Consider the following 26,709-nt stretch of genomic DNA (forward strand, 5'->3'; position numbering starts at 1 on the left):
TTCTTTAGTGGGGGCCGCCCTGGGGGGCGCCCCTTTCTGTTTTTGCGGGGGTTGTGCGGGGGTGGGTTCTCCGGGGTGGGGTCGCTGGTGGGCGGCCCCTTTTTTCGTTGCCCAGGGTCGTTCTCGGGGCGGTCTCTTGTGCTCTGTCCGTGCGGGATTCTCTGTCCGTGCGAGGTCGCCGGCCGGTGGCCCTTTTCGTTGCCCGAGGCGGCCTCCGGGAGCCGGGCGGGGTTCGCGCTGCTGTAAGGCCGCTGCTGTAGGGCGATGTGCCCGGCCGGGAATCTCTTCGTCGTCCCACCCCGCCACGATCACGGCCGGTCCGGCGCATCCGGCGGTACTCCGGACCGGTGCTCCTGGAGAACGGTGCCGGCCCGGAGAACCGCGCGGGAGTAAGTCAGAGAGTGGTGAACTCAGGGGGTGATGAACAGAGCGTCGCCCACGGTCCGCTCCCGGCCGTCGGAGGGCCGGTTGACGACCTTGTGGCGGACGACCATCGCGGACGATCCGCCGCCGTCGAAGTTGATGGCCTGCTTGGCGCCCAGCCAGCGCATGATCTGAGCCGCCTCCACCATCGAGGCTCCGACGGAGACGCCCGGGTTGCGGCCGTCCACCGTGACGAGGATCAGGCCGCCCGACCTGTCGACGCCGACGAGCGTGCGCGGATGGCGCCGGAGCATCATGTTGACCGAGGCGTGCCCGTCGGCCGCGGCGCTGATCCGCACACGGCCGTTCCTGAGCAGCCCGACGCCGCCTCCCATCACGTACGTCTCCGGGGTGAGCGGGATGGCCCTTCCCGTCCGCAGGTCGATCACCCGGGTGCTGATCCTCATCGTCCAGGTCTCCCAGGCGTGCTCATACAGCCACTCGGCCATGGTGCCGGTGCCGTGGAGCACGTAGTGGCCCCGGGGCACGACACCTCCGGCCGCCCGGGCCCTGACGATCCTGCCCTGGGCGTCGACCACGATCTCGGCGCCGCCGTCCGCGGCGGTCTTGGCGCCGAACTCCTCGGTGTAGAGGACGAGGTCCTCCGCGCCGGCGGCCCGGTTGACGCCCTTCACCTCTATCCTCGCCCCGTCCGAGGAGAGGGCGGTGACCAGCGTCCTCAGTTCGGTGATCCGGGCCTTCCTGCCGGTGATGACGAGGCCGCTCCGGCCGGGAACCCCTTCGCTGAGCAGTCTCCCGCCCACCACCGAGACGCCCACCGGGTCGCCCTGGAGCGCCTTGGCCGTGTGGATGTTGAAGAAGCCGCCGTTGACGCCCGCGATGGCCTTGGTCTTCTTGGATATGGAGGAGGTGGTCTCGCGCTTGGCGACGCTGACGCCGACGCTGGTCCGGTAGGAGCCCCTGAAGACCTTCGGGTCGACCATCACCACCCGCATGGCCCATGGGCCGGTGGTCTGGTCACCGTCGTCACCGAGGTAGTCGGCCTTGGCGCGGATGCCGGCTTCCTTGAGCTCCTTGACGAGCTTGTCGGCCTCGGCCCGCTGCTTGAGCGTCCACAGCCCGATCCGCACCATGTACCGCTCGACGGCGGGGGCGTCCGCGGCGGCGGGCTGCACGATCTTGAGGACGCTCGGCGTGAACCCGGCGGCCTCGGCCTCCGCGGCCTTCGCCTGGGCGGTGGCCAGGGTGCCGTTGTCGTGACCGTTGGGCATCAGCAGGGACACGGTCCACCCCTGGGTGGGCTTGCCGTGCGTCACGCTGAAGAGGCTGACCCCGGGGGCGATCGCACGCTGGGTCTTGAGCGTCGTCCCGGTGCCGCCGAGCGGGAAGGCGGCGGAAGGGAAGGCGGAGCCCGCCCGGTCCGCCGCCGCCGGGATCGCCGTGGCCGTGATCGCCACAGCCGTGAGCCCAACGACGAAACGTCGTGACATGTGTCTCTCTCCCCGTAGGTGACCATATTGCGGTGCACCATGCTGCCGAGATCCGTCCACCCATGGGGGCGAAACGCGGGAAACGGCCTAAGAAAGTGATGTTTCTCGTACGAGATCACACGAATGGTGTTCATTCGGTGGCAGGCAGGTGGCAGGGGCATGGCGAAGGGCCGGTGATTCCAGAAAATTCGGAAAGAAGGTGGATCGCGCTCCGGTGCGCTGCCTCCGGCCTGCTCGGAATCCGCCCCGAATCCGCCCCGAATCCGCTCGGAGTCCGCCCCGAATCCGCTCCGAATTCGCTCTGGTCCTGCTCTGCGCCTGCTCGGGGTCTGCTGCGGCTCCGCCGCGGGCCGGCCCCCGGCGGAGCGGGCGGCCCTCTCAGGAGCGGGGGGCGTCCCGGCGGAAGGACTCCAGCGCCAGCAGGGCGACGTGCAGGGAGAGACAGGACTCCACGTCGTCGAGGTCGGTGTCGAGGATGCGCTCCAGCCGGCGGAGCCTGTCGTAGAAGGCCGGACGGGACAGGTGGGCCTTCTGCGCGGCGACGGCCTTGTTCCGCCCGGAGTCCAGGTAGATGCGGAGGATCCTGGTCAGGTCGCCGCCGCGCTGGGCGTCGTGGGTCAGGAGCGGGCCGAGCTCGCGCTCGGCGAAGGTCTGCAGCCGGGCGTCGTCGCGGAGCAGGTGGAGCAGGCCGCGCAGGCGCAGGTCGGGCAGGCGGTAGAAGGCCCGGCCGTCGGGCTGCCGGACGGCGACGTCGGCGACCTGTTCGGCCTCGAGGAAGCTGCGCCGTACGTCGCGCACGCTCTCGACGACCGAGCCGGCGGCGAGCACGAAAGAGGCGGTGGAGGCGGCGCGCAGCCGTTCGGAGAGGATGGTCAGCGCGGGTTCGGCGAGCGTGCGCGGCGGAAGGGGGAGCAGGATGCCCACCCGGCTCTGGTCGAGGGCGCCGACCAGTGCGGGGAAGCGGGCGCTGCGGCAGGCCGCGGCGGCGGCCTCGGCCAGCTCGCCGAGCCGGGCCAGCTGCTCCGGGCCGTCGGCGGGGCCGTCGGGCGTCTCCACGAGGCGGAGCACCGCGCTGACCAGCTTGCGGCCGGTGAGGGGCACGCCGACCGCGCGGGCCCGGGCCGCGGCCTCGTCGGGGTCGGCGTAGGCGTGGCTGAGGATGCCGGAGATGATCGTGCCGTGGGCCTGGCGCTCCAGGGACTCCTGGTGCCGTTCCAGCAGGCGGCCGAGGGCGAGGGTGGTCGCGGCGCGCTCGGCGAGCACGATGTCGCGGGGGCCCGGCTCGCTGTCGCAGAGCAGCACCAGCCGGCCCCAGTCCTGGCCTCGGGCGCCCACCATGGTGACGAGCCAGCCGGAGGAGGCGTCGTAGGCGGTCCGCTGGTCGGAGGCGACCGCGCGGGAGCGGCTCTCCCAGCTCGCCAGCAGCGTGCCGGTGTCGTGCCCCGCCGACTCGCAGGCGAGCACCTGGTGGGCGAGGTTCTCCAGCAGGACCGGGCGGCCGGAGAGGCGGGAGACCTGGGTGAGGATCTCCGTGGGTGAGGCGCCCTCGACCGACAGGGCCGTGAACACCTCGTGGAGCTGCTCGGAGGCGCGCAGCTCCTCCAGCTGGCGGTCGATGATGCGGGCGTGCACCGCCTCGGTGATCTGCACGAACGGGGTCTCGCGTGCCAGCGTGACCAGCGGCAGACCGTGCTCCTCGGCGGCGGTGACCACGGAGCGGGGGAGCTCTCCGACGAACTTGCGGCCCATCTCCACGATCAGCCCCGCCGCGCCGACGGAGGCGAGCCCGGCGATGTAGGCGGCGAGCTTGTCGGGGTCGTCGGGGAGGGCGATGCCGGTGGTGAGCACCAGCTCGCCGCCGCGGAGCAGGTGGGCGATGTCGGTGACCTCGCCGATGTGCACCCAGCGCACCGAGGTGTCCAGCCGGTCGGCTCCCGCGACGACCCGGGGCATCCCCCGGCGGACGCTGTCCAGGGCGAGGACCTCGGAGATGGTGGGGAGCACTCACCGAGAATATCTGATCAATGTGTAAACATGCCCAATTGTTGGCTTACGTTATGTTCGTCGGGATTTCTGGGACGGTGCGGTGGGCGGGGCGTCGTGTTCCAGGCGCACCTTCATCCCGTCGAGCAGGCAGGTCAGGCCGAAGTCGAAGCTGACGGCGTGGACGACGTCCCTGTCCTGGGCGGTGTACCGCCCGTGGCGTTCGAGGAGCTCGGGGTGGTCGTGGGCGGCCCGGTGCACGGTCTGGTGCAGCGCGGTCGCCAGCTCCTCGTCGCTCAGCCCCGAACGTGCCGCCATCGTCCGCCAGGCGATCTCGGGTGTGATCGCGCCGAGGACGTGGGAGAGCAGGGCTGTGGAGGCGTAGTCCAGGGTCATGCCGGTGAATCCGGCCTGCTCGAAGGTGGCCGCCATGCGGGTGGACAGGCGCATGGCGTTGGGCCCGATGGACGGCCTGGTGCTGATGAGGGGGATCGCCCAGGGGTGCTTGAGCAGTGCCTCGCGCAGGCCGTAGGCGAAGCGCACGGCGGCGTCCTGCCAGCCGGAGAGCTCCGGGTCGGGCAGCGGCACCTCGCCGTAGACCTCGTCCATGACGAGTTCCAGCAGCTCGTCCTTGTTGGCGACGTGCCAGTAGAGGCTGGTGGCGCCGGAGCCGAGCTTGGCGCCGAGCCTGCGCATGCTCAGGGCGTCCACCCCCTCGGCGTCGAGCAGCTCCATCGCGGCGCGCACGATCTGGCCGCGGCTGAGCGTCGGGCTCTTGGCGGTGCGGGGCGGGCGGGTCCAGACCGACTCGAAGGGTTGCTGCATCCTTCCAGGATAAATCCACTCGCACGCCGTACGAGTTTTGTCGTACGGTGTGCGAGTGGAATCGAACACTGTGCGAGAAGATCCCGTGAGAGAGGGCCGTGACCCCAGGCGCTGGTGGATCCTGGGGGTCCTCTGCCTGAGCCTGCTGGTCATCGGCATAGACAACACGGTCCTGAATCTGGCCATCCCGCCCCTGATGACCGACCTCGGCGCCGACCCGTCGGACGTCCAGTGGATCATCGACGCCTACATCCTCGTCTTCGCGGGCCTGCTGCTCACCGCGGGCAGCCTCTCCGACCGGTACGGCCGCAAGCGTTTCCTGATCATCGGCCTGGTGCTGTTCGGCGGGGCGTCCGCGCTCGCCACCGCGGTCACCGAGCCCTGGCAGCTCATCGCGGCCCGTGCGCTGATGGGCGTCGGCGGCGCCATCCTGATGCCGAGCACCCTGTCGGTCCTGATCACCGTCTTCGACGAGGAGGAGCGGCGCAAGGCCATCGCGGTCTGGAGCGCCGTCGCCATGCTCGGCGTGATCGCCGGTCCCACCCTGGGCGGCTTCCTGCTGGACCACTACTGGTGGGGGTCGATCTTCCTGATCAACGTGCCCGTCGCGGCGGTGGCGGTCGTGGCCGCGGTCGTGCTGATGCCCGAGTCCCGCGGTCCCGCCCGGCGGCTCGACCCGCTCGGCGTGGTGCTGTCCGTCACCGGCATGACCTCGCTGGTCTTCGCGGTGGTCTCCGTCCCGGAGGAGGGCGTCACCGCGACGCCGGTCCTGGCGGCCGCGGGACTGGCCGTGCTCGCACTCGGCGCCTTCGTGCTCTGGGAGCGCCGCAGCGGGCACCCGATGCTCCCGCTGGAGCTCTTCCGCGACCGGAACTTCAGCGGGGCGTCGTTCTCGATCGTGCTGATGGCGTTCGGCATGGGCGCCCTGCTGCTGATGCTCACCCAGTACCTGCAGTTCGTGCTGGGCTACAGCCCCATGGGGGCCGGGCTCGCGCTGCTGCCGTACGCGGTGGCCGCCGCGCTCTTCAACGCGGTCGGCGCCGGGCTGGGGCAGCGGGTGAGCAACCGCGCGCTCATCGGAGTCGGCCTGGGCGTCATGGGGCTCGGGTTCGGCGTGCTCACCCTCCTGACCGCCGACTCCGGGTACGGCCTGCTGATCACCAGCCTCATGATCATGGGGGTCGGCGGCGGACTCGCCGGACCGGCGGCCTACGCGACGCTGATGGGCGCGGTGCCGCCGGCGCACGCGGGGGTCGGCTCGGCGCTGAACGACACCGTCCAGCAGGTGGGCATGGCGCTGAGCGTCGCGGTGCTCGGCAGCGTGCTCGCCGGGGTCTACACCGCCTCGATGCCGGCCGGCGCGCCCGCCGCGGCGCGGGAGTCCATCGCCGGTGCGAAGCTGCTCGGGGACCCGGCCGTGATGGAGGCCGCGCGGGAGTCGTTCGCCTCCGCCATGTCCCTCGGTTCCTGGGTGAGCGTGGCCTTCTGCGCCGCCGCCGTCACGGTGGCCCTGGCCGTCATCCGCCCCGCCCCGAAGGTGCCCGCGGCCCCGGAGGGGGATCTGGTGGAGGCCTGAACGCCTCCTGAACGCCTGAGAGGTCCCCGCGGCGGGCCGGCGCCGGTCGCGGGGGAACCCGCTGGTACACCCGGGTGCGGCCGGGAGAACGGTGGTTACAGGGTGACGGAGCACGGCCGCTTTCCCCGACGGAGTGACGGGTGGGAGAGGCTGCCGGAACCCGGGATACTCGGTTCATGTCAGACCTTCTTGCGCGTCACCGGGCGGTTCTGCCCGACTGGCTGGCCCTCTACTACAACGAGCCCATCGAGATCGTCAGCGGCAAGGGGTGCCGGGTCGTCGACGCGTCCGGCAAGAGCTACCTGGACTTCTTCGCGGGCATCCTGACCAACATGATCGGCTACGACGTGCCCGAGGTGCGCGAGGCCGTCGAGCGGCAGATCGCCACCGGGGTGGTGCACACCTCCACCGTCTACCTGCTCCGCGGGCAGATCGAGCTCGCCGAGAAGATCGCCCGGCTCTCCGGGATCGAGAACGCGAAGGTCTTCTTCACCAACTCCGGCACCGAGGCCAACGAGGCGGCCCTGCTGCTGGCCACCTACGCGCGCAGGTCCGACCAGGTGCTCGCCATGCGGCAGAGCTACCACGGCCGCAGCTTCGGCACGGCCGGCGTGACGGGCAACCGCTCCTGGCGGAACAACTCCCTCTCGCCGCTGAACGTGCACTTCCTGCACGGCACGGACCGGCACCTGCCCCAGTTCCGCGGGATGACGGACGCCGAGTACGTCGCCGCCTGCGTCGAGGACCTGCGCCACGTGCTCGCCACCGCCGCCGGGGGCGACGTGGCCGCGCTGATCGCCGAGCCGGTCCAGGGCGTGGGCGGCTTCACCACGGCGCCCGACGGATTGTTCGCCGCCTACAAGGAGGTCCTGGACGCCGAGGGCATCCTGTTCGTCTCCGACGAGGTGCAGACCGGCTGGGGCCGTACCGGCTCGGCCTTCTTCGGCATCCACGGCCACGGCGTCGCACCCGACATGATGACCTTCGCCAAGGGCCTCGGCAACGGCTTCGCGGTCGGCGGCGTCGTCGCCCGCGGCGACCTGATGGACGCCCCGCACGCGACCGGCCTGTCCACCTTCGGCGGCAACCCGGTCGCCATGGCCGCGGCCGGCGCCACCCTGGACTACGTGCTCGACCACGACCTGCAGGCGAACGCCGCCCGGACCGGCACGCTGATCATCGACGGGCTCCGGGAGGCCGCGCCGCGGCTGCCGATCGTCGGGGACGTGCGCGGCAGGGGCCTGATGTTCGCCGTCGAGCTGGTCGACCCGGCCACCGGCGAGCCCGCCCCGGCGCTCGCCGCCCGCTTCATGGAGGAGAGCAGGAAGGCGGGCCTGCTGGTGGGCAAGGGAGGGCTGTACGGCAACGTGCTGCGCATGGCGCCGCCGCTCACCCTGACGACGGAGGAGGCCGCCGAGGGCCTCGGGATCGTCGTCGCCGCGCTGGAGGCCGTCAACGAAGAGGTCGCGCCGTAGGCGCGCGGGGAGCACAGGACCGTGAAGAACGTCACCCACTGGATCAACGGAACCGCCGTCGAGGGCGCCGGCCGCAGCGCGGAGGTCTTCGATCCCGCCACCGGCGAGGTCGCCGGGCGCGTACGGCTCGCCACGGCCGCCGAGACCGACGCGGCCGTGGCGGCCGCCGCCGCGGCCTACCCGGCCTGGCGGGACGCCTCGCTGACCAGGCGCTCGCAGGTGCTGTTCCGCTTCCGCGAGCTCGTTCACACCCACGCGGACGAGCTGGCCCGGCTGATCAGCGCCGAGCACGGCAAGGTGCGCTCCGACGCGCTGGGCGAGGTCGCCCGCGGCCTGGAGGTCGTGGAGTTCGCCTGCGGGATCCCGCACCTGCTCAGGGGCGGCTTCTCCGAGGGCGTCTCGACCCGGGTCGACTCCTACTCGATCCGCCAGCCGCTGGGCGTGGTCGCCGGGATCACCCCGTTCAACTTCCCGGCCATGGTCCCGATGTGGATGTTCCCGGTCGCGATCGCCTGCGGGAACACGTTCGTCCTCAAGCCGTCGGAGAAGGACCCGTCGGCCTCGCTGCTGCTGGCCCGGCTCTGGCAGGAGGCCGGGCTGCCGGACGGCGTCTTCAACGTCCTCCAGGGCGACGCCGGGGCGGTGGACCGGCTGCTGGCGCACCCGGACGTCAAGGCGGTCTCGTTCGTCGGCTCGACCCCGATCGCCCGCCACGTCTACGCGACCGGCGCCTCCCACGGCAAGCGGGTCCAGGCGCTCGGCGGGGCCAAGAACCACATGCTCGTCCTGCCCGACGCCGACCTCGACCTCGTCGCGGACTCCGCGGTCTCGGCGGGCTTCGGCTCGGCGGGTGAGCGCTGCATGGCGATCTCCGTGGTGCTGGCCGTGGACCCGGTCGGCGACGAGCTCGTCGACAAGATCGTCTCCCGGGTGCGGAAGCTGGTCGTCGGCCCCGGCGGCGACCCCCGCTCCGAGATGGGCCCGCTGGTCACCGCGGCCCACCGCGACAAGGTGGCCTCCTACCTCGACCTGGGCGTCGCCGAGGGCGCGAAGCTGGTGGTGGACGGCAGGCGGACGCCGGTCCTCGGCGGCGGGGCCGCGGCCGAGACGCCCGGTTTCTGGCTCGGGCCCACCGTGCTCGACCACGTCCCGCCGGGCTCCCGGGTGCACACCGAGGAGATCTTCGGGCCGGTCCTGGCGGTCGTGCGGGTCTCCTCCTACGAGGAGGGCCTGTCGCTGATCAACGGCGGCGAGTACGGCAACGGCACCGCGATCTTCACCAACGACGGCGGCGCCGCCCGGCGCTTCCAGAACGAGGTGGAGGTCGGCATGGTCGGCGTCAACGTGCCGATCCCGGTGCCGATGGCCTTCTACAGCTTCGGCGGCTGGAAGGCCTCGCTCTTCGGGGACACGCACGTGCACGGCGCCGAGGGCGTGCACTTCTACACCCGGGGCAAGGTCGTCACCTCGCGCTGGCTCGACCCGAGCCACGGCGGGGTGAACCTCGGCTTCCCCACCAACGGCTGAGCCGCTCCCGGCGGCGTGCCCGGGGCCCCGCTCCTGCCGCGGGGCCGGCACGCCGCCGGGAGCAGGGGGATGCGCCCATGCCCGCCCGCCGGCCGGGAGGCCGCCCGCGGTCCCCGGCCGGGGCCCGCAGGCCGGTAGGCTCCGGGCAGGTGGGCAGCGGCGTCGTCAAGGGGGATTCGTGGGCAGGGACCGGCTCCGCCGCATGATACTGGCAGCGATGGCGGGGGCGGGCGCCCTGGCGCTCGCCGCGTGCGCCGGGACGGCGGGGGCGGGCCCGCGGCCCGCGGCGGGCGTCCCGGCGGGCGCCGGGCCGGCGCCCACGGGGACGCCCACGGGGACGCCCACGGGGACGCCCACGGGGACGCCCACGGGGACGCCCGCAGGCTCGCCGGGAGCGAGCGCCGGCCCGGGTCCGAGTGCGAGCCCCTCGCCCTCGATCGGCGCCTCCGAGGGGACCCTGCGGGTGCTGGCGCTGCAGGGCCGCGTCGAGTACGGCGGGACGAGCGCGAAGGTCGACTGGGTCACGCCGTTCGAGCGGCGGACCGGGTGCCGGGTCGTGGCGCTCGACCGGGTCCGGACGGGAGAGGAGATGGCCGCCAGGCTGGACGGCGGCTCCTACGACGTCGTCTCGCCCCCGCCGGAGCTGGCGGGGGAGCTGATGGCCGCCGGGCGGGTCGCTCCGGTGGACACCGCCCTGGTCGAGACGTACGGGGAGATCCCCGAGTGGCTGCGCGAGCTGCCCGCGCTGCGCTGGAAGGACAAGGTCCACGGCGTCCCCTACCTGTGGGGCGTCAACCAGGTCGTCCACGACGGAGGCCGCTACGGCGGCCCCGAGGCCCTGTACGCGCAGAGCCCGGTGGCGATCAGGAACGACCCGCTGAGCATCGCCGACGCCGCGCTCGTGCTCGCGCGGACCGAGCCCGGACTGGGCGTCTCCGACCCGTTCCGGCTCACCCCGGCCCAGCTGGACGCGGCGGTGGAGCTGCTCGCCGAGCGGGACGGCGCGGACCGGATCTACTGGGACGACCCGGTCGAGGTGGTCCGGGCGCTGGCGAGCGGGACGGTCCGCCTGGCCCAGGCGTGGCCATACCACGCCGACCTCTTCGAGCGCGCGGGCCGGGCGGCGGGGACCTTCGGCGAGGCGCCGCGGACCGGCTGGGCCGACTCCTGGATGATCACGGCGGACGCCGCCAGCCCGAACTGCGCCTACCGGTGGCTCAACTGGGTCACCTCGGCCGAGGCGCAGCGGTGGGCCGCGGCCTGGACGGGGCTGGCGCCGGCCAATCCCGCCGCCTGCACCGGGCGCGCCCGCCAGGTCTGCGCGGTCCACGGGTCGCGGGACGGCGAGCGGCCGGACGACGTGTTCTTCGCCGTCCGCCCGTCGGCGGACTGCGCGGGCGAGGGCGGGCGGTGCGCCGACTACGGCGACTGGGTGAGCCGCTGGAAGGACCTGGTCTCGGGGTGAGCCGCCGGGCCCGGACCCTCCCCTGAGCGGGAGGCGTCCCGCCGTACGCGCGGCCACCGCGCCTGCCGCGCCTGCCGCGCTCACCCGGGGCGGGAGGCCGCGGGTTCACGGCGTCCCGCCGCACGTGGGGGCACCGCGCTGATCGCGACGGTATCCGTAGTGATCATCTTCTTGTGCTCTGGATTCGGTGGGAAAACTCCGTGTCCGCTATCGACTGGTCGACCAGTCAGTTATAGAGTCCCGACATGAGAATCCTTCTTGTGGGGGCCGGCGGCGTCGGCTCCGCCGTCGTGCCCATCGCCGCCCGCCGAGATTTCTTCGAACACATCGTGGTGGCGGACTCTAAACAGAGCCGGGCCGCCGACGTGGTGGCCAAGGTCGGAGACCCGCGCTTCAGCGCCGTCACCCTGGACGCCTCCGACCAGGGGGCGGTCGAGGCCGCCCTCCGCGAGCACCGCTGCGACGTGCTCTTCAACGCCGTGGACCCGCGCTTCACCATGCCGCTCTTCCGGGCAGCGCTGAACGCCGGGGCCCGCTACCTCGACATGGCGATGTCGCTCTCCCGCCCCCATCCGCTCCGGCCGTACGAGCTGCCGGGCGTGAAGCTGGGCGACGAGCAGTTCGCGCTGGACGGCGAGTGGCGGGCCAAGGGCTCCCTGGCGCTGGTGGGCATGGGGGTGGAGCCGGGCCTGGCCGACGTGTTCGCCCGCTACGCCGCCGACCACCTGTTCTCGGAGATCGACGAGATCGGCGTCCGCGACGGGTCCAACCTCGTGGTGGACGGCTACGACTTCGCGCCGACCTTCTCCATCTGGACGACCATCGAGGAGTGCCTCAACCCGCCGGTGGTCTGGGAGGACGGGGCCTGGCGCACCACCGAGCCGTTCAGCGAGCCGGAGGTGTTCGACTTCCCCGAGGGCATCGGCCCCGTCGAGTGCGTCAACGTCGAGCACGAGGAGGTCCTGCTCGTGCCGCGCTGGATCGACGCCAGGCGGGTGACGTTCAAGTACGGCCTCGGCGAGGAGTTCATCGGCGTGCTGAAGACGTTGCGCAAGCTCGGCCTGGACAGCGCGGACAAGATCAAGGTCGGCGGGGTGGAGACCTCGCCGCGCGACGTGGTGGCGGCCCGGCTGCCCGACCCGGCCACGCTCGGCGACCGGATGCGCGGCAAGACCTGCGCCGGCACCTGGGTGAAGGGCGTCGGCAAGGACGGCGAGCCGCGCGAGGTCTACCTGTACCACGTGGTGGACAACTCCTGGTCCATGCGCGAGTACGGCTGCCAGGCCGTGGTCTGGCAGACGGCCGTGCACCCCGTGGTCGCGCTGGAGCTGCTGGCCGCCGGGGTGTGGTCGGGCACGGGCGTGCTGGGGCCGGAGGCGTTCGACGCGGTGCCGTTCCTGGAGCTGCTGTGCGACTACGGCTCGCCGTGGGGGATGCGCGACCAGGCGAAGGTCGAGCCGATCCGCGAGCCGGGTCAGGAGCGCGAGGTGCTGCTCTCCGCCTGACCGCGGACTGTCCGGCCGCCGTCCGCCTGACCGTGGGTCGTCCGGCCGGATCGGGCCGGTCGGGTCCGCCTGCCGCCGTCCGCCTGCCGCCGACCGTCGGGGCCGCGCGACCGGAGCCGCCCGAGGGCGACGCGCACGGGCGCGTGACGAGGGGGCGGCCACCAGAACCGTCTGGTGGCCGCCCTTTCGCATGTCCGGAGAAGTCCTCCCAGGTCAGGGGAGGTACGGCTGATCGCCTTCCACTTCCGTGCCCGGCCTGCCGTGCGTTGTGTCACAAGATCGAGACATATGTCATGAAAACCTGACACAGGGATCGTCAATCGTTACACCGCTTGGTTGGGCCACTCCATCGCTACAGGTATCGTTTCGCTTATCCCGGACTTAATCCCTTAAACCGGGATCAATCGTGCGTTAATGGGGATTTTTGCCTGCGCGGGTACGAACCCGTCACGGTGCCCCTCGCACTCCCACGTGACCCCCGAGGGGAGGATGATGGGCGCCTACCTGTTCAAGCGACTGGTCAGCAGCATGGTGCTGGTGGCGATCGCGGCGAGCATGGCCTACTTCCTCGCCGCGACCAGCCTCAACCCGCGCTACAAGTACGAAGGCCGGCAGCCGCCGGTGGCCGAGGAGGTCATCGACGCGACGCTGGAGCAGTACAACCTCAACGACAAGACGCCGGTCTTCCAGCGCTACGTCACCTGGGTCGCCGGGGTCGCCACGGGCGACCTGGGCGAGACCTGGGACGGCAAGTCCGTCAACGAGGAGCTGGGCCGCCGGGTCGGGGTGAGCCTGCGCCTGCTGCTCATCGGCACGCTCCTGGGCGCCGCCGTCGGCGTGAGCGTCGGCGCCTACGCCGCGGTCAAGCAGTACAGGATCAGCGACCGGGTGATCGGGGTGAGCTCCTTCGTCGTCATGGCGATCCCCGTCTTCGTGCTCGCCACGCTCCTCACCATCGCCGCGGCCGGGCTCAACGAGGGGCTGGGCTTCACGCTCCTGGAGTACACCGGTGAGTACAACCCGGCGCTGAGCGGCTGGGACCAGTTCGTCAACCGGCTCAACCATCTGATCCTGCCGACGCTCTCCCTCACCCTCGGCCAGGTCGCCTACTACAGCCGGATCCAGCGGAACATGATGCTCGACGTGCTGGGCCAGGACTTCATCCGCACCGCCCGCGCCAAGGGGCTCAGCCGCAGGGACGCGCTGTTCAAGCACGCGCTGCGGACCTCGCTGGTCCCGGTCGCGACCTACTTCGCCTTCTCGTTCGGCACGATGCTGACCGGCGCGACCTTCACCGAGAAGATCTTCGGCTGGCACGGCATGGGCGCCTGGCTGGTCGACTCGATCCAGAGCCACGACACCAACGCGGTCGCCGCGGTGAGCCTGTTCACCGCCGTCTGCGTCCTGGTCGCCGGCTTCCTGTCAGACCTGATCGTGGCCGCCATCGACCCCCGGGTGCGGGTGAGCTGAAGATGCGTTCCAAGATGGTCCTCGCCCGCATGATGCGGAACCGGGAGGCCCGCTACGGCCTGATCGCGCTGGTCCTGCTGCTGGCGCTCGCCTACGTCGGCCCCTTCCTCGGCCCGCACGACTGGACCGAGAAGGACTTCCTGGCCTTCATGGAGCCGCCCTCTGCCGAGCACTGGTGGGGCACCACCCAGATCGGCCAGGACGTCTACGCGGTCACGCTCCGCGGCATGCAGAAGTCGATCATCATCGGCTTCCTCGTCGCCCTCATCTCCACCGGACTGGCCGCGCTGGTCGGCGCCACCGCCGGCTACGTCGGCGGCTGGGCGGACAAGGCGCTGATGTGGGTGGCGGACCTGCTGCTCGTGCTGCCGAGCTTCCTGATCATCGCGATCATCTCGCCGCGGCTCAAGGGCGGCTCCTGGCTCTGGTTCGTGGCCCTGCTCGCGCTCTTCTCCTGGATGATCACCTCCCGGATGGTCCGGAGCATGACGCTCTCCCTGCGGGAGCGGGAGTTCGTGCTCGCCGCCCGCTACATGGGCATCCCCGGCTGGAAGATCATCCTTCGGCACATCGTGCCGAACCTCTCCTCACTGCTGATCATCGACGCCACGCTCAACGTCAGCGCGGCGATCATCGGCGAGGCGGCGCTGTCGTTCTTCGGGTTCGGCATCCAGCCGCCCGACGTCTCGCTCGGCACGCTCATCGCGGACGGCAGCCCCAAGGCCATCGGCTACCCGTGGCTCTTCGCCTTCCCCGCCGGCCTGCTCGTGCTGCTCGTACTCAGCGTCAACCTCGTCGGCGACGGCCTGCGCGACGCGCTCGACCCGGGGAGCAACAAGTGAACGAGCCGACCAAGGGCAACGGCGCGCCCCTGCTGGAGGTGGCCGACCTCAACGTCACCTTCCGCGGCGGCATCAAGGCCGTGCGCGGCGTGAGCTACCGGCTCGACCGGGGGGAGATCCTCGGCATCGTCGGCGAGTCCGGCTCCGGCAAGTCGGTGACCTCGCTCGCCGTGATGGGCCTGCTCCCGGAGGGAGCGGAGATCAGCGGCTCGGTGAAGCTGCACGGCCGGGAACTGATCGGGGCGCGGGAGGAGGACCTGACCCGGCTCCGCGGCAAGAGCATCAGCATGATCTTCCAGGACCCGCTCTCCGCCTTCACCCCGGTCTACACGATCGGCGACCAGATCGCCGAGGCCGTGCGCGTGCACCAGAAGGTGGGCAGGGACGCCGCCGCCAAGCGCGCCGTCGAACTGCTCGACCTGGTCGGCATCCCGCACCCGGAGGTGCGGGCCAAGGCCTTCCCGCACGAGTTCTCCGGCGGCATGCGCCAGCGCGCCATGATCGCCATGGCGATCGCCAACGACCCCGACGTGCTGATCTGCGACGAGCCGACCACCGCGCTGGACGTGACCATCCAGGCGCAGGTGCTGGAGGTGCTCAAGACGGCGCAGCGGGAGACCGGCGCGGCGATCGTCATGATCACCCACGACCTCGGCGTCGTGGCCGGGCTCGCCGACCGGGTGCTGGTGATGTACGCCGGCAAGCCGGTCGAGCTGGGCACCGTGGACGAGATCTACTACCGCCCGCGCCAGCCGTACACGATGGGCCTGCTCGCCTCGATCCCGCGGATGGACCGCCCGACCGAGCGGCTGATCCCGATCGAGGGCAACCCGCCCTCGCCGGCGGACCTCCCGCCCGGCTGCCCGTTCGCGCCGCGCTGCCCGCTCAAGGTGGACTCCTGCGACGACGCCGAGCCGGAGCTGGAGCGGATCGGCACCGGCGGCCGCATGGCGGCCTGCATCCGCGCCCACGAGATCGACCTGAAGAACCTCGACGGGGCGGACGTCTACCCGGTGCCGGAGGCCCCGGCCGAGGCCGAGGCCGCCGCGCGCGGGCCGCGCGAGGAGCGCGGGACCGTGCTGGCGGTGGACGGCCTCGTCCGGCACTACCCGCTGCTGAAGGGCGCGATCTTCAAGCGCCGGGTCGGCACCGTGTACGCGGTGGACGGCATCAGCTTCGACATCCGCGAGGGCGAGACGCTCGCCCTGGTGGGCGAGTCGGGCTGCGGCAAGACCACCACGCTCCAGCAGATCATGCAGCTTCAGGCACCGCAGGACGGCACGGTCGTCGTGCTCGGCAAGGACAGCGCGAAGCTCGCCAAGGCCGAGCGCAAGGGGCTCCGCAAGGACCTGCAGATCGTCTTCCAGGACCCGATGGCCGCGCTCGACCCGCGCATGCCGGTCGGCGACATCCTCGCCGAGCCGCTGCGCGCGCACGGCTACAAGGACGCCAAGGCCGTCCGGTCCCGGGTCGCCGAGCTGCTCACCCTGGTGGGGCTCGCGCCCGAGCACGCCGAGCGCTACCCGCAGCACTTCTCCGGCGGCCAGCGCCAGCGCATCGGCATCGCCCGGGCGCTGGCCCTGGAGCCGAAGCTCATCGTGCTCGACGAGCCGGTCTCGGCGCTGGACGTGTCCATCCAGGCGGGTGTGATCAACCTGCTGGAGGACCTGAAGGTCCGGCTGGGCCTGTCCTACCTGTTCGTCGCACACGACCTGTCGGTGGTCCGGCACATCGCCGACCGCGTCGCCGTGATGTACCTCGGGAAGATCGCCGAGATCGGCACGGTCGACGAGGTGTACGGCAACCCGGCACATCCCTACACGCGGGCGCTGCTGTCGGCGATCCCGCTGCCAGACCCGGAGAAGGAGCGCTCCCGCACGCGCATCCTCCTCCAGGGCGACCTGCCCAGCCCGGCGGACCCGCCGTCGGGATGCAGGTTCCGCACCCGCTGCCCGAAGCGCGCCCTGCTGGGCGAGGCCGAGGCCCGCAGGTGCGCGGAGGAGGAGCCCTCCGTCGTACGGCTCGCGTCCGCCGCCGACCACGGCGCCGCCTGCCACTACCCCGAAGGCGTCGAGGCCGTCCCGGCCCCGCGTCGCTAGATTCCCTGGAGGAAAACGTGAAGGTTGGCTACAAGGCCGCCGCCGGGGCCGCGCTCCTGGCCATGGCCCTGACCGCCTGCGCCGGCGGCGGCGCCGACAAGCCGAAGGCCGGCTCGACCGAGGCCGCCCAGCAGGCCCAGCAGGCCGCGGCCCAGCTGCCCGCCAGCACCATCAACCCCGTCCCCTACGAGCAGGTCGCCGACGGAGGCACCATCACCCTGGCGCTCAGCTCGTGGCAGGCGAACTGGAACTACAACCAGGTCAACGGCACCCACGACAACACCGACCAGGTCGCCGAGGCCCTCATGCCGTACGCCGGCGCCTCCGACGACAAGGCCGACGTCAACAACCACCCGGACTACGTGACCGAGTGGAACATGGAGCTCAAGGACGGCGTCCAGACCGTCACCTACAAGATCCACGAGAAGGCGACCTGGTCGGACGGGACGCCGATCACCTACAAGGACTTCCAGGCGCAGTGGAAGGCCCTGAACGGCTCCAACAAGAAGTTCCAGGTCTCCTCGACCGACGGCTACGACCGCGTCGAGTCGGTGGAGAAGGGCGCCACCGACAAGGACGTCGTGGTGACGTTCAAGAAGACCTACCCGGACTGGAAGGGCATGTTCTCGCCCCTCTACCCGGCCTCCACGAACTCCGACCCCGAGGTCTTCAACAAGGGCTGGGTCGGCAAGATCCCCGTCACCGCGGGCCCGTTCAAGGTCGACTCCCTCAACGAGACCACCAAGACCGTCACCCTGGTCCGTGACGACAACTGGTGGGGCCGCAAGGCCAAGCTCGACAAGGTGATCTTCCGCGCCATGGAGACCGGCGCGACGATCAACGCCTTCGTCAACGGCGAGCTCGACGTGGTCGAGATCTCCGCGGGCGACGCGGCCGGCCTGAAGCGGGTCAAGGAGGTGCCGAACAGCGACGTCCGCAAGGCGGCCGCCCCGAACTGGCGCCACTTCACCGTCAACGGCTCCAGCGAACTGCTGAAGGACAAGTCGGTCCGCCAGGCCATCGCGATGGGCATCAACCGCGACACGATCGCCGCCTCCGACCTCAAGGACATGGACTGGCCGATCCAGACGCTCGGCAACCACGTCTACATGAACACCCACAAGGGCTACGTGGACAACTCCGGCGAGGTCGGCAAGTACAACCCGGAGAAGGCCAAGCAGCTCCTGGACGCCGCGGGCTGGAAGCTGGAGGGCGAGTACCGCAAGAAGGACGGCAAGGAGTTCGCCATCCGCTTCACCTACCCGGCCTCGCTGCCGGTGGCCAAGCAGGAGGGTGAGCTCACCCAGGCGATGCTGAAGGAGATCGGCGTCAAGGTCAACGTCGAGCCGGTCCCGGACGACAAGTTCTTCGACGACTACGTCATCCCCGGCAACTTCGAGATCGCGCCGTTCTCCTGGCTGGGCACGCCGTTCCCGAACAGCGGCCTGCCGCAGATCTACAAGACGCCGGAGAGCGCCGAGAACTACGGCAGCAACTTCCCGCGCATCGGCAGCCCCGAGCTCGACGCCGTGATCGAGCAGGCGTCCGGTGAGATGGACCCGGCCAAGGCCATCGAACTGGGCAACCAGGCCGACAAGCTGATCTGGGACCTGGTCCACACCATCCCGCTGTACCAGCGCCCGGACATCTACGGCACCAAGAAGAACCTGGCCAACTACGGCTCCTTCGGCTACCACGACCCGAAGGACTGGACGGCCGTCGGCTTCACCAAGTAGGCCCGCCGACCGCTCGGCCCACCCCGTGCCCTTCCCCGCTCCGGCGGGGGAGGGCACGGCCCTTTCACCGGGCATCCCAGCCTTTCCGGTGTACCGGTGTCCCGGCCTGGCGGGCGGGCGCTCAGGTGGTGAGGACCACGCTGCGGGACAGGGGCCGCACGTCGGCCGCCGGCTGCGGGAGCAGCGCCTCGGCGCACTCCGGGCAGGCGAACAGGATCGCGTCGTTGGGGAGGCGTCCGATCCGGATCCTCGGCCGGGGCCACCTCTTGTGGCAGGCCACGCAGGCGTCGCCCTCGCACTGGGCGGGGGTCAGGCCCTCGGGGTCGAACGTCATGAGCCGTGCCGCTGCGGTCGGCCTCCAGTGCATCGCGTTTCCCGTCCTGATCACGCAGTCTCCCGTCGCAACCGTTATAACCTCGCCACCCTCCGTGATCGCTTTGCTCAGTCCCAAGCCGCGGTTAAATCGCCTCCGGGAAGCGCGTCGAGCGATGACAAAAAGGGGCACACGGTGTCAAGCCGGATGCCCCTTCTCCCGGGTCGTAAACGGTCAGACCTCGCAGACCGCCTTCTCCAGGATCGTCAGGCCCTCCTCGAGAAGGTGCTCGGGCATCACCAGCGGCGGCAGGAAGCGCAGCACGTTGCCGTAGGTGCCGGCGGTCAGCACGAGCAGGCCCTCGGCGTGGCAGCGCCGGGCGATCTCGGCCGCGGCCGTCGGGTGCGGGTCCCTGGTGCCGGGGACGACCAGCTCGATCGCCGTCATGGCGCCGCGGCCGCGCACGTCGCCGACGACCGGGGCCCGCTCGGCGAGGGCGCGCAGCCGGGGCAGCATCACCTCGCCGATCCGGCGGGCCTTCCCCACCAGGTCCTCGGCCTCGATGGTCTCCAGCACGCCGAGCGCCGCCTCGCAGGCGAGCGGGTTGCCGCCGTAGGTGCCGCCCAGGCCGCCGACGTGCACCGAGTCGAGGATCTCGGCGCGGCCGGTGACGGCCGCCAGCGGCAGGCCGCCCGCGATGCCCTTGGCGGTGACGATGATGTCGGGGACGACGCCCTCGTCCTCGCAGGCGAACAGGTGACCGGTGCGGGCGAAGCCGGTCTGCACCTCGTCGGCGATGAAGACGATGCCGTTGGCCCGGCAGTACTCGGCGATCCGCGGCAGGAAGCCCCTGGCCGGCTCGATGAAGCCGCCCTCGCCGGCGATCGGCTCGATGAGCACCGCCGCCACGTTCGCCGCGCCGATCTGCTTGTCGATCTGGTCGATCGCCTGGGCCGCCGCCTCCTCGGCGCAGTTGTCCGGGCCCGTCGGCCAGCGGAACGGGTAGGCCAGCGGCACCCGGTAGACCTCGGGCGCGAACGGGCCGAAGCGGTGCTTGTACGGCATGTTCTTGGCCGTCAGCGACATGGTCAGCAGGGTCCGGCCGTGGTAGCCGTGGTCGAAGACCACGACCGCCGGGCGGCCGGTGGCGTGCCGGGCGACCTTGACCGCGTTCTCCACGGCCTCGGCGCCGCTGTTGAGCAGGAAGGTGCGCTTGGCGTGGTCGCCGGGGGTGATCTCGTTGAGCTTCTCGGCGAGGAGCACGTACGACTCGTACGGCGTGACCATGAAGCAGGTGTGGGTGAAGTCCGCGACCTGCCTGCGCACCCGCTCGACCACGCGCGGGGCGGAGTTGCCGGCGTTGGTCACCGCGATGCCCGAACCGAAGTCGATCAGGGAGTTGCCGTCGGCGTCGACGACGACGCCGCCCCCGGCGTGCGTCACGAAGACCGGCAGCGTCGTGCCGATGCCCGCGGGGACGGCGGACTGCTTGCGCGCGAACAGCTCGCGGGACCTCGGGCCGGGGATCTCGGTGACGACGCGGCGCTCCTGGGGGAGGGACGGGCCGCCCTGGGTGGGGGTGCTCATGCCCGTGACGGTATGCCGGGCGGGCCGGAGTGCCGATGGTGCGCTGTGGCAAAATCGCCGGGACCGGATGGACGCGATGGACAAAAGGCGGCGGGCTGGGCGACGGCCGCCGCGCGGGGACCGGGACGGACGGATCAGGGGGTGGGGGGCGTGGCTCCGACGCTCCGCACGGTCGTGCGGCGGCCGCCGCTCGGGCTCTCCGTGCTGACCGGGCACGACGCGCTGGAGCGGCCGGTGCGCTGGGTGGCGGTCAGCGAGCTGGAGGACCCCACCCCCTTCCTGGAGGGCGGCGAGCTCGTCCTGACCACCGGCATGCGCCTGGACGCCGCGACCGCAGGGCCGTACGTGGAGCGGCTGGTCGCCCGGGGCGTCGCCGGGCTCGGGTTCGGCGTGGGGCTGGGGCACGAGACGATCCCCGCCGAGCTGGTGGCGGCGGCCGCCCGGACGGGGCTGCCGCTGCTGGAGGTGCCGCGCGAGACCCCGTTCGTCGCGATCGGCAAGGCGGTCAGCGACCTGCTGGCCGCCGAGCAGTACGAGGAGATCACCCGGGCCTTCGCCGCCCAGGGGCGGCTGACCCGCGCGGCGCTGGGCCCCGAGGGGGCGCACGCGGTGATCGACCGGCTGGCCCGCGAGCTCGGCGGCTGGGCGGTCCTGCTCGACGAGGCGGGCGCCGTACGGCACGCGGCGGGCCGGGGCGCGGAGGCCGCCGGCGCGCTGGCGCCCGAGCTCGACCGGCTCCGCGGGCGCGCGGGCCGGGGCGGGGGCTCCCCGGCGAGCCTTGCCTTCTCCACCCCGGCCGAGCACGTCGTCGTGCAGCCGCTCGGCGCGCGCCGGGTCAAGGGGTTCTTCGCCGCAGGGCGCGGCACGCCGTTCAGCCCGGTCGAGCACACCGTGGTCAACGCGGCGGGCTCGCTGCTCACCCTCGCGCTGGAGCACGGCCGCGAGCACGCGTCCGCCGAGCGCGGGATCCGCGCCGCCGTGCTCCGGCTGCTGCTGGCCGGTGAGGTGGAGGCCGGGCGCGAGGCGCTGGAGCGGCTGGGCGAGCGGCTCCCCGGCGGGCCGCTGGCGGTGCTGGCCGCCGGCGGCGACCCCGGGGCGGCGCTGGAGGCGGCGGGGGAGGAGTTCGCGGTGGCCGACGGGGACCGGGTGGTCGTCGTCGTGCCGGCGGCGCGGGCGGACGCGGTGGCCGAGGCCCTCGCGGGCGCCGGCCCGGCGGAGACCGGTGGCGGGGCGGGGTCCGGGGTGGCCGGGCGGGCGCTCTCCGGGGCGGCAGGTCCGGTGGGCGTCGGCGGCCCGGTGGAGCCGGAGGAGCTGAGCGCCGGGCTCGACCAGGCCGACCGGGCGCTCGCCTCGGCCCGGAGCGGGGCCCACGCGGTGGTGCGCTTCGCCGACCTCGCGGGGCAGGGGCTGCTCGCGCTGCTGGACCCCGGCGCGGCGGCGGCGTTCTCCGCGGCGCTGCTGGCGCCGTTGCGCGAGTACGGCTCCCGGGCGGACCTGGTGGAGTCGCTCCGCGCCTACCTGGCCTGCAACGGGCACTGGGACGCGGCGGCCCAGCGGCTGGGCGTGCACCGGCACACCCTGCGCTACCGCATGCGCCGCGCCGCCGAGCTGCTCGGCCGGGACCTGGACGACCCGGCGGCCCGCGCCGAGCTCTGGGTGGCGCTGAGCGTCTAGAGGCACGCCGGGCGTCCGGGGGGCGCGTGCCGAGATGCGCGGGGCGGCGTATCCGGAGGCGTGCCGGACGTCCGGGGCGGTCAGCCGGTGGGGGGGTCCTCTGCCAGGTAGCGGTAGATGACGGAGCGGGTGGCCGCGTCGAAGGCGGAGCCGTCGCGCAGGTGCCCGGCACGTTCCAAGCTGATCGCGCCCTGGGCCGCCGCCCAGAGCACGTCGGCGATCTTCCTCGGCTGGGTGGGGACGAGCCGCCCCGCCGAGATGCAGTCGGCGATCACCCGATCGAAGATGTTGAGAGCGGCCCTGGCCAGGGTCCTGGCCCGCTCGCTGGGCGTGAACCCGGGGATGGCCCGCTCGAACATCAGGCTGTAGTAGCCGGGCTCGGCCAGCGCGGCCTCCCGGTAGGCGGCGCCGAGCGCGGTGAGGCGCTCCAGGCAGTCCGGCTGCGGGGGCACGGCCTCCAGGCGTCGCCGGAACCGCTCGAAGCCCTCCAGGTAGAGCGCCTCGGCCAGGCCCTCCTTGCTGCCGAACATGGTGTAGATGACGGTCGTGGAGCACCCCGCCTCGGTGGCGATGCGCCGCATGGACAGGCTCTCCGGGCCGATGGTGAGCAGCAGGTGGTTGGCCACGTCGAGGAGCTTGGCGCGCAGCTCGTCCTGGGCGGTGCGCTCGCCTGCCAGGTAGGCGCCCTGAAGTCCGAGCGGCACCGAGGGGATCACTGGGGGGCCATGCCTTTCCGCTCGGGGGACTCGCACCCGATGACTTAGCCAGGGTGGAGATCGTTCAAACCGTCCTCGCACAGAAATATCGCCAGATAAACCTGTTTTCGGCCAGTAATCAGGATCGATCGTTTTATGCGGAACGGCCGGTGCGGCCGGGGGCCTTGTGCGGAGTGGAGCAACCCCGGGCTCCGCCCGGTGGCATACCGTCGGAGACATGGACGTGCGCCCCTTCTGGCTCGCCGGCCGCCCCGCCACCGGGGACGGCGAGCTCACCGTGACCAACTCGCATGACGGCCGCGTCGTCGGCGTCTGCTCCGTGCCCACCCCCGGCCAGGTCGAGCAGGCCGTCGCGGCGGCCGACGCCGTACGCAAACGGGCCGCCGCGCTCCCGGTCCACGTGCGGGCCGAGGCACTCGCCCACGTCGCGCGCCGGCTGGCCGAGCGGGCCGAGGAGATCGCCGGCCTGATCACGGAGGAGAACGGCAAGCCGGTCCTGTGGGCCCGCGGCGAGGTCGGCCGGGCCGTCTCCACCTTCCGCTTCGCGGCCGAGGAGGCCCGCCGCCTGGGCGGTGAGGCGATGCGCCTGGACACCGAGCCCGCCGCGGCCGGACGCCTCGCCTACGTCTCCCGCGTGCCGCGCGGGCCCATCCTGGCGATCACGCCGTTCAACTTCCCGCTCAACCTCGTCGCCCACAAGGTCGCCCCGGCCATCGCCGTCGGCGCCCCGGTCGTCGTCAAGCCCGCCCCGGCGACCCCGCTCTCGGCGCTGCTGCTCGGGGAGATCCTCGCCGAGACGGACCTGCCGGAGGGCATGTTCTCCGTGCTCCCGGTGCCCAACGAGCGCGCCGCCGCCCTGGTCGAGGACCCCCGGCTGCCGGTGGTCTCCTTCACCGGCTCCGGGCCGGTCGGCTACTCGATCATGGACAGCGTGCCGCGCAAGCACGTCACCCTGGAGCTCGGCGGGAACGCCGCCGCGGTCGTCCTCGCCGACGCCGACCTCGACTGGGCCGCCTCCCGGGTGGCGCTGTACTCCAACTACCAGGCCGGGCAGAGCTGCATCGCGGTCCAGCGCGTGATCGTCGAGGAGTCCGTGCGGGAGGAGTTCCTGACCCGGCTCGTCCCGGCCGTCGAGGCGCTGGTGACGGGCGACCCGGCCGACGAGAAGACCCAGGTCGGCCCGCTCGTCTCCGAGGCGGCCGCCGAGCGCGTCGAGCAGTGGATCGCCGAGGCCGTCGCGGGCGGCGCCCGCGTGCTGACCGGGGGCACCCGCGACGGCGCGACCGTCGCGCCGACCGTCCTGACCGACGTGCCCGCCGGCGCCAGGGTCGCCTGCGAGGAGGTCTTCGGCCCGGTGATGACCGTGCAGGGCGTGCCGGACGCGGACGCGGCCTTCGCCGCGGTCAACGACTCCAGGTACGGCCTGCAGGCCGGGGTGTTCACCCGGAGCCTCGACGTCGCCTTCCGGGCCAACCGCGAGCTCGAGGTCGGCGGCGTGGTCATCGGCGACGTGCCGTCCTACCGCGCCGACCAGATGCCCTACGGAGGGGTCAAGGAGTCCGGCGCCGGCCGCGAGGGCATCCGCTCGGCCATGGCCGACTACACCTACGAGAAGGTGATGGTGCTCACCGGCCTGACCCTGTGAGCCGGGCTCGGCGATCGGCCCTGTGATCGGCCCTGTGATCGGCCCCGCGCGGCCTCGCGGGGCCGGTCCTCACCGGTGCCGCTACGACCGCTGCGCGGCGAGATAGAGCGCTCTGGCGGTCTCGCCGAAGTAGGGGCCGTACATCGTGCCGTGGTCGTCGCTGTACTTGAAGCTGCTCACCGAGGTGATGGTGCCGCGGCCGGTGACCGGGTCGAAGCCGGTGAACCACGGGCCGCCGCTGGATCCGGCCGTCATGTTGCAGCGCAGGCCCTGGTCGCGGGTCTGGCCGTGCGGGTCCTCACGGACCGGGCCGGCGCAGTAGATCATGTGCTCGCCGTCGTAGGGCGGGTCGACGGGGAAGCCGAAGCCGTAGGCGTGCCGGCCGCGGAGCTGGTTGAAGGCGATCTCCTGGGCGCCCACCACGTCGGTGAGATGCCTGCCGCCGCGGGTGTTGAGCGCGACCATGCCGATGTCGTGACTGTCGTCCGCGCTGCGCGACCACGGGCCCGCGACGAACATGCGCCGGGCGGTGAACTGCCCGTACGGCCGGTCGCCCCGGTCGTAGCCGGGGACGAAGGTCCAGTTCTCCGCCCACGCGCCCTTGCCGTCCTTGACGCAGTGCCCGGCCGTGACGACGAGGTCCCGGTTGGCGCTCCTGACCGCGCTCGCCGAGCAGACGAAGTCGACTCCGCCAAGGGTGAGGAACACCCGGCCGGTGGTGCTGCGCACCGTGCCGCCGGTGGTCCAGCGGGCTCCGCTGGTCACCACGGTGCTCCTGGGGGCCTGGGCGGTGTGCTCCCGGCGGGGGGCGGTGGCACGGGCGGTGCGCTCCCGGCCGGGAACGGCGAGCCGTCCTGCCCGGGAACGATCGGGCGGGAGGGGCCGGCCGGCCTCCCGGCGCCCGGGAGCGGGCTCCGCGGGGATCAGGCTGCTGTCCAGCGAGAGCAGGTCCGGGCGCTGCCCGAGCGCCTCGGAACCCCCGGTCAGCGCGCCGGTGAGCGTGCCGAGCAGGTCGAGCGGGACGGCCCGCTCCATCCGCTCGGGTGTCCAGTAGTCGAGCACGCGGCGCTGCTCGGCCGCGCTGCGGGCGGCCGTGTGCTCGACGACGTCCGCCCGGCGCGCTCTCACCCGGTCCCTGCCGGGCGGGGACGCCTCGCCGGCCGGGGAGGCCTTCCCCGTCCGGGCGGCCTGTGCGGTCCGGGTGGTCTTCCCGGACTGGGCGGTCTTTCCGGAGGCGGGCGCGGGACTCAGCAGGACCGCCGCGACGGCGCCGACGGCACCCCGCCCGTCCTCGGTGCTCGTCGCGCCGGTCAGGGGGGCGCCCGCCAGTCCGATGACGAGGGGGGCGGCCGCAAGCAGGGCAAGACTCGGGGTCATGAAAACCGAGTTTGCACTACCGGGAGTGTCGTCGTAACTACTTTGAGTGAATCTACGACGGGGTGTCGGTCCGCTGGGCGGCCTGGTAGACGGCATGGGCCTCCGGGCCGAAGTAGGGGCCGAACATCCAGCCGGGAGCGAAGCCGTACTTGAAGCTGTTGACCGAGTTCAGCGTGCCCGTGCCGGTGCGCTCGTCGAAGCCGAGGAACCAGGGGCCGCCGCTCGAGCCGCCGGTCATGTCGCAGCCCAGACCGAGGTCGCGGGACATCAGGTGGTCGTCGAAGGCCCGCCCGCTGCAGTGGACGAGCCTGGAGCCGTCGTACGGGGCGGCCGACGGGTAGCCGAAGGCGTGCATCTGCTGCCGCCGGGCCCGGTTGAAGGAGACGCCCTGGCCGCCGACCACGTCGGTCAGCCGCCGCCCGTCCAGCGGGGCCACCACCGCGGCGGCGACGTCGTGGTCGATGTCCTCGGAGTCGTTCCACTGCGGGGTCGTGTAGAGCGTGGTCGCCACCCAGGTGCCGTACGGCCGCTCGCCGCCGGCGTATCCGGGCACGAAGACCCAGTTGCCGTGGAAGGCGCCGCCCATCTTCACGCAGTGCCCGGCGGTGATCACCGTGCTCCTGTTCTCACTGGTCACGGCGGTGCCGGAGCAGGAGGCGTTGCGGCCCTGGTAGGTGAAGAAGACCCGGCCCGTGGTGGCGGTGACGGCCCCGCCGCGGGTCCAGGCGGCGCCGGTGACCGGGCGGGCGGCGCGGCTCCCGGCGGCCGGGGCGGCCGGGACGGACGGCGGCGCGGCCCGCCCGGCGCCGGAGACGGTCGCCGGGACGGTGACGGGAGCGGCCCCGGGCCGGGCGGCGGTGAGCCGCAGGCCGTTCCTCCTCTTCGGGGCGAGGGCGTCGAGCGGCCGGGCCGCCTCCATCCGCGCCTCGGTCCAGTAGCGCCCGACGACGCGCTGCTCGCTCCTGGTGTCGGCGACCTCCTTCTCCACCGGCTCCGGGGCGGGCGCGCCGGCTCCGGGGC

General features: G+C 72.4%; 19 protein-coding genes. 11 read left to right on the forward strand and 8 right to left on the reverse strand.

Going from position 1 to position 26,709, the window contains the following annotated elements; all coding sequences use genetic code 11:
• Positions 1–410: 410 nt before the first annotated feature.
• The 3 genes from ACFOWE_RS13210 to ACFOWE_RS13220 form a co-directional block, all read right to left on the reverse strand.
• Positions 411–1,874: a phosphodiester glycosidase family protein gene (locus ACFOWE_RS13210; RefSeq protein WP_377287582.1), complete on the reverse strand. Its 1,464-nt coding sequence runs from the start codon at positions 1,872–1,874 to the stop codon at positions 411–413.
• A gap of 378 nt (positions 1,875–2,252) precedes the next feature.
• Positions 2,253–3,878 carry a PucR family transcriptional regulator gene (locus ACFOWE_RS13215; protein ID WP_377287583.1) on the reverse strand — a complete coding sequence of 542 codons (1,626 nt, stop codon included), beginning with the start codon at positions 3,876–3,878 and terminating at the stop codon, positions 2,253–2,255.
• A 51-nt stretch (positions 3,879–3,929) separates the two neighbouring features.
• Positions 3,930–4,682, reverse strand: coding sequence for a TetR/AcrR family transcriptional regulator C-terminal domain-containing protein (locus tag ACFOWE_RS13220; protein WP_377287584.1), 753 nt, complete (start codon positions 4,680–4,682; stop codon positions 3,930–3,932).
• An 85-nt stretch (positions 4,683–4,767) separates the two neighbouring features.
• Between ACFOWE_RS13220 and ACFOWE_RS13225 the strand changes: the two genes are divergently transcribed.
• The 9 genes from ACFOWE_RS13225 to ACFOWE_RS13265 all read left to right on the forward strand — a co-directional run bounded on the left by ACFOWE_RS13225 (position 4,768) and on the right by ACFOWE_RS13265 (position 18,377).
• Complete coding sequence (locus ACFOWE_RS13225; protein WP_377287585.1) at positions 4,768–6,258, forward strand: MFS transporter; 1,491 nt, start codon at positions 4,768–4,770, stop codon at positions 6,256–6,258.
• A gap of 176 nt (positions 6,259–6,434) precedes the next feature.
• Positions 6,435–7,733 carry an aspartate aminotransferase family protein gene (locus ACFOWE_RS13230; protein ID WP_377287586.1) on the forward strand — a complete coding sequence of 433 codons (1,299 nt, stop codon included), beginning with the start codon at positions 6,435–6,437 and terminating at the stop codon, positions 7,731–7,733.
• 21 nt (positions 7,734–7,754) lie between these two features.
• Entirely contained in the window at positions 7,755–9,260 is a 1,506-nt protein-coding gene (locus ACFOWE_RS13235) for a CoA-acylating methylmalonate-semialdehyde dehydrogenase (RefSeq protein ID WP_377287587.1), read from the forward strand.
• A 202-nt stretch (positions 9,261–9,462) separates the two neighbouring features.
• Complete coding sequence (locus ACFOWE_RS13240) at positions 9,463–10,725, forward strand: extracellular solute-binding protein (protein ID WP_377287588.1); 1,263 nt, start codon at positions 9,463–9,465, stop codon at positions 10,723–10,725.
• A 245-nt stretch (positions 10,726–10,970) separates the two neighbouring features.
• A complete protein-coding gene (locus ACFOWE_RS13245; RefSeq protein ID WP_377287589.1) occupies positions 10,971–12,230 on the forward strand; it encodes a saccharopine dehydrogenase family protein in 1,260 nt (419 codons plus the stop codon).
• A 492-nt stretch (positions 12,231–12,722) separates the two neighbouring features.
• The gene (locus ACFOWE_RS13250) at positions 12,723–13,700 is read left to right on the forward strand and encodes an ABC transporter permease (protein ID WP_377289098.1); all 978 of its coding nucleotides are present in this window, start codon (positions 12,723–12,725) and stop codon (positions 13,698–13,700) included.
• Between the two features lie 2 nt (positions 13,701–13,702).
• Positions 13,703–14,542 (forward strand): ABC transporter permease, encoded by an 840-nt coding sequence (locus ACFOWE_RS13255; protein ID WP_377287590.1) that lies wholly within the window; start codon positions 13,703–13,705, stop codon positions 14,540–14,542.
• Positions 14,539–16,641, forward strand: a complete 2,103-nt coding sequence (locus ACFOWE_RS13260; protein WP_377287591.1) for an ABC transporter ATP-binding protein — start codon at positions 14,539–14,541, stop codon at positions 16,639–16,641. Before ACFOWE_RS13255 ends, ACFOWE_RS13260 begins: the two co-directional genes overlap by 4 nt.
• Before the next feature lie 17 nt (positions 16,642–16,658).
• Positions 16,659–18,377, forward strand: a complete 1,719-nt coding sequence (locus tag ACFOWE_RS13265; protein ID WP_377287592.1) for an ABC transporter family substrate-binding protein — start codon at positions 16,659–16,661, stop codon at positions 18,375–18,377.
• Positions 18,378–18,498: 121 nt separating this feature from the next.
• On the opposite strand, the gene ACFOWE_RS13270 is transcribed toward ACFOWE_RS13265, so the two are convergent.
• On the reverse strand, positions 18,499–18,765 hold the full coding sequence (locus ACFOWE_RS13270) for a hypothetical protein (RefSeq protein WP_377287593.1): 267 nt from the start codon (positions 18,763–18,765) through the stop codon (positions 18,499–18,501).
• Between the two features lie 159 nt (positions 18,766–18,924).
• Positions 18,925–20,277: a 4-aminobutyrate--2-oxoglutarate transaminase gene (gene gabT / locus ACFOWE_RS13275; protein WP_377287594.1), complete on the reverse strand. Its 1,353-nt coding sequence runs from the start codon at positions 20,275–20,277 to the stop codon at positions 18,925–18,927.
• Positions 20,278–20,427: 150 nt separating this feature from the next.
• On the opposite strand from gabT, the gene ACFOWE_RS13280 reads away from it, so the two are divergent.
• Entirely contained in the window at positions 20,428–21,951 is a 1,524-nt protein-coding gene (locus tag ACFOWE_RS13280; protein ID WP_377287595.1) for a PucR family transcriptional regulator, read from the forward strand.
• A gap of 80 nt (positions 21,952–22,031) precedes the next feature.
• Here ACFOWE_RS13280 and ACFOWE_RS13285 read toward each other — a convergent pair whose 3' ends face one another.
• Complete coding sequence (locus ACFOWE_RS13285) at positions 22,032–22,655, reverse strand: TetR/AcrR family transcriptional regulator (protein WP_377287596.1); 624 nt, start codon at positions 22,653–22,655, stop codon at positions 22,032–22,034.
• A 229-nt stretch (positions 22,656–22,884) separates the two neighbouring features.
• On the opposite strand from ACFOWE_RS13285, the gene ACFOWE_RS13290 reads away from it, so the two are divergent.
• Positions 22,885–24,312 (forward strand): aldehyde dehydrogenase family protein, encoded by a 1,428-nt coding sequence (locus ACFOWE_RS13290; RefSeq protein WP_377287597.1) that lies wholly within the window; start codon positions 22,885–22,887, stop codon positions 24,310–24,312.
• A gap of 81 nt (positions 24,313–24,393) precedes the next feature.
• On the opposite strand, the gene ACFOWE_RS13295 is transcribed toward ACFOWE_RS13290, so the two are convergent.
• Both ACFOWE_RS13295 and ACFOWE_RS13300 read right to left on the reverse strand, forming a co-directional pair.
• On the reverse strand, positions 24,394–25,689 hold the full coding sequence (locus ACFOWE_RS13295; RefSeq protein ID WP_377287598.1) for a trypsin-like serine peptidase: 1,296 nt from the start codon (positions 25,687–25,689) through the stop codon (positions 24,394–24,396).
• A gap of 52 nt (positions 25,690–25,741) precedes the next feature.
• A complete protein-coding gene (locus ACFOWE_RS13300) occupies positions 25,742–26,677 on the reverse strand; it encodes a trypsin-like serine peptidase (RefSeq protein ID WP_377287599.1) in 936 nt (311 codons plus the stop codon).
• Positions 26,678–26,709 lie beyond the last annotated feature (32 nt).

Source organism: Planomonospora corallina, assembly GCF_042650625.1.
Classification (GTDB): Bacteria; Actinomycetota; Actinomycetes; order Streptosporangiales; family Streptosporangiaceae; genus Planomonospora_B; species Planomonospora_B corallina.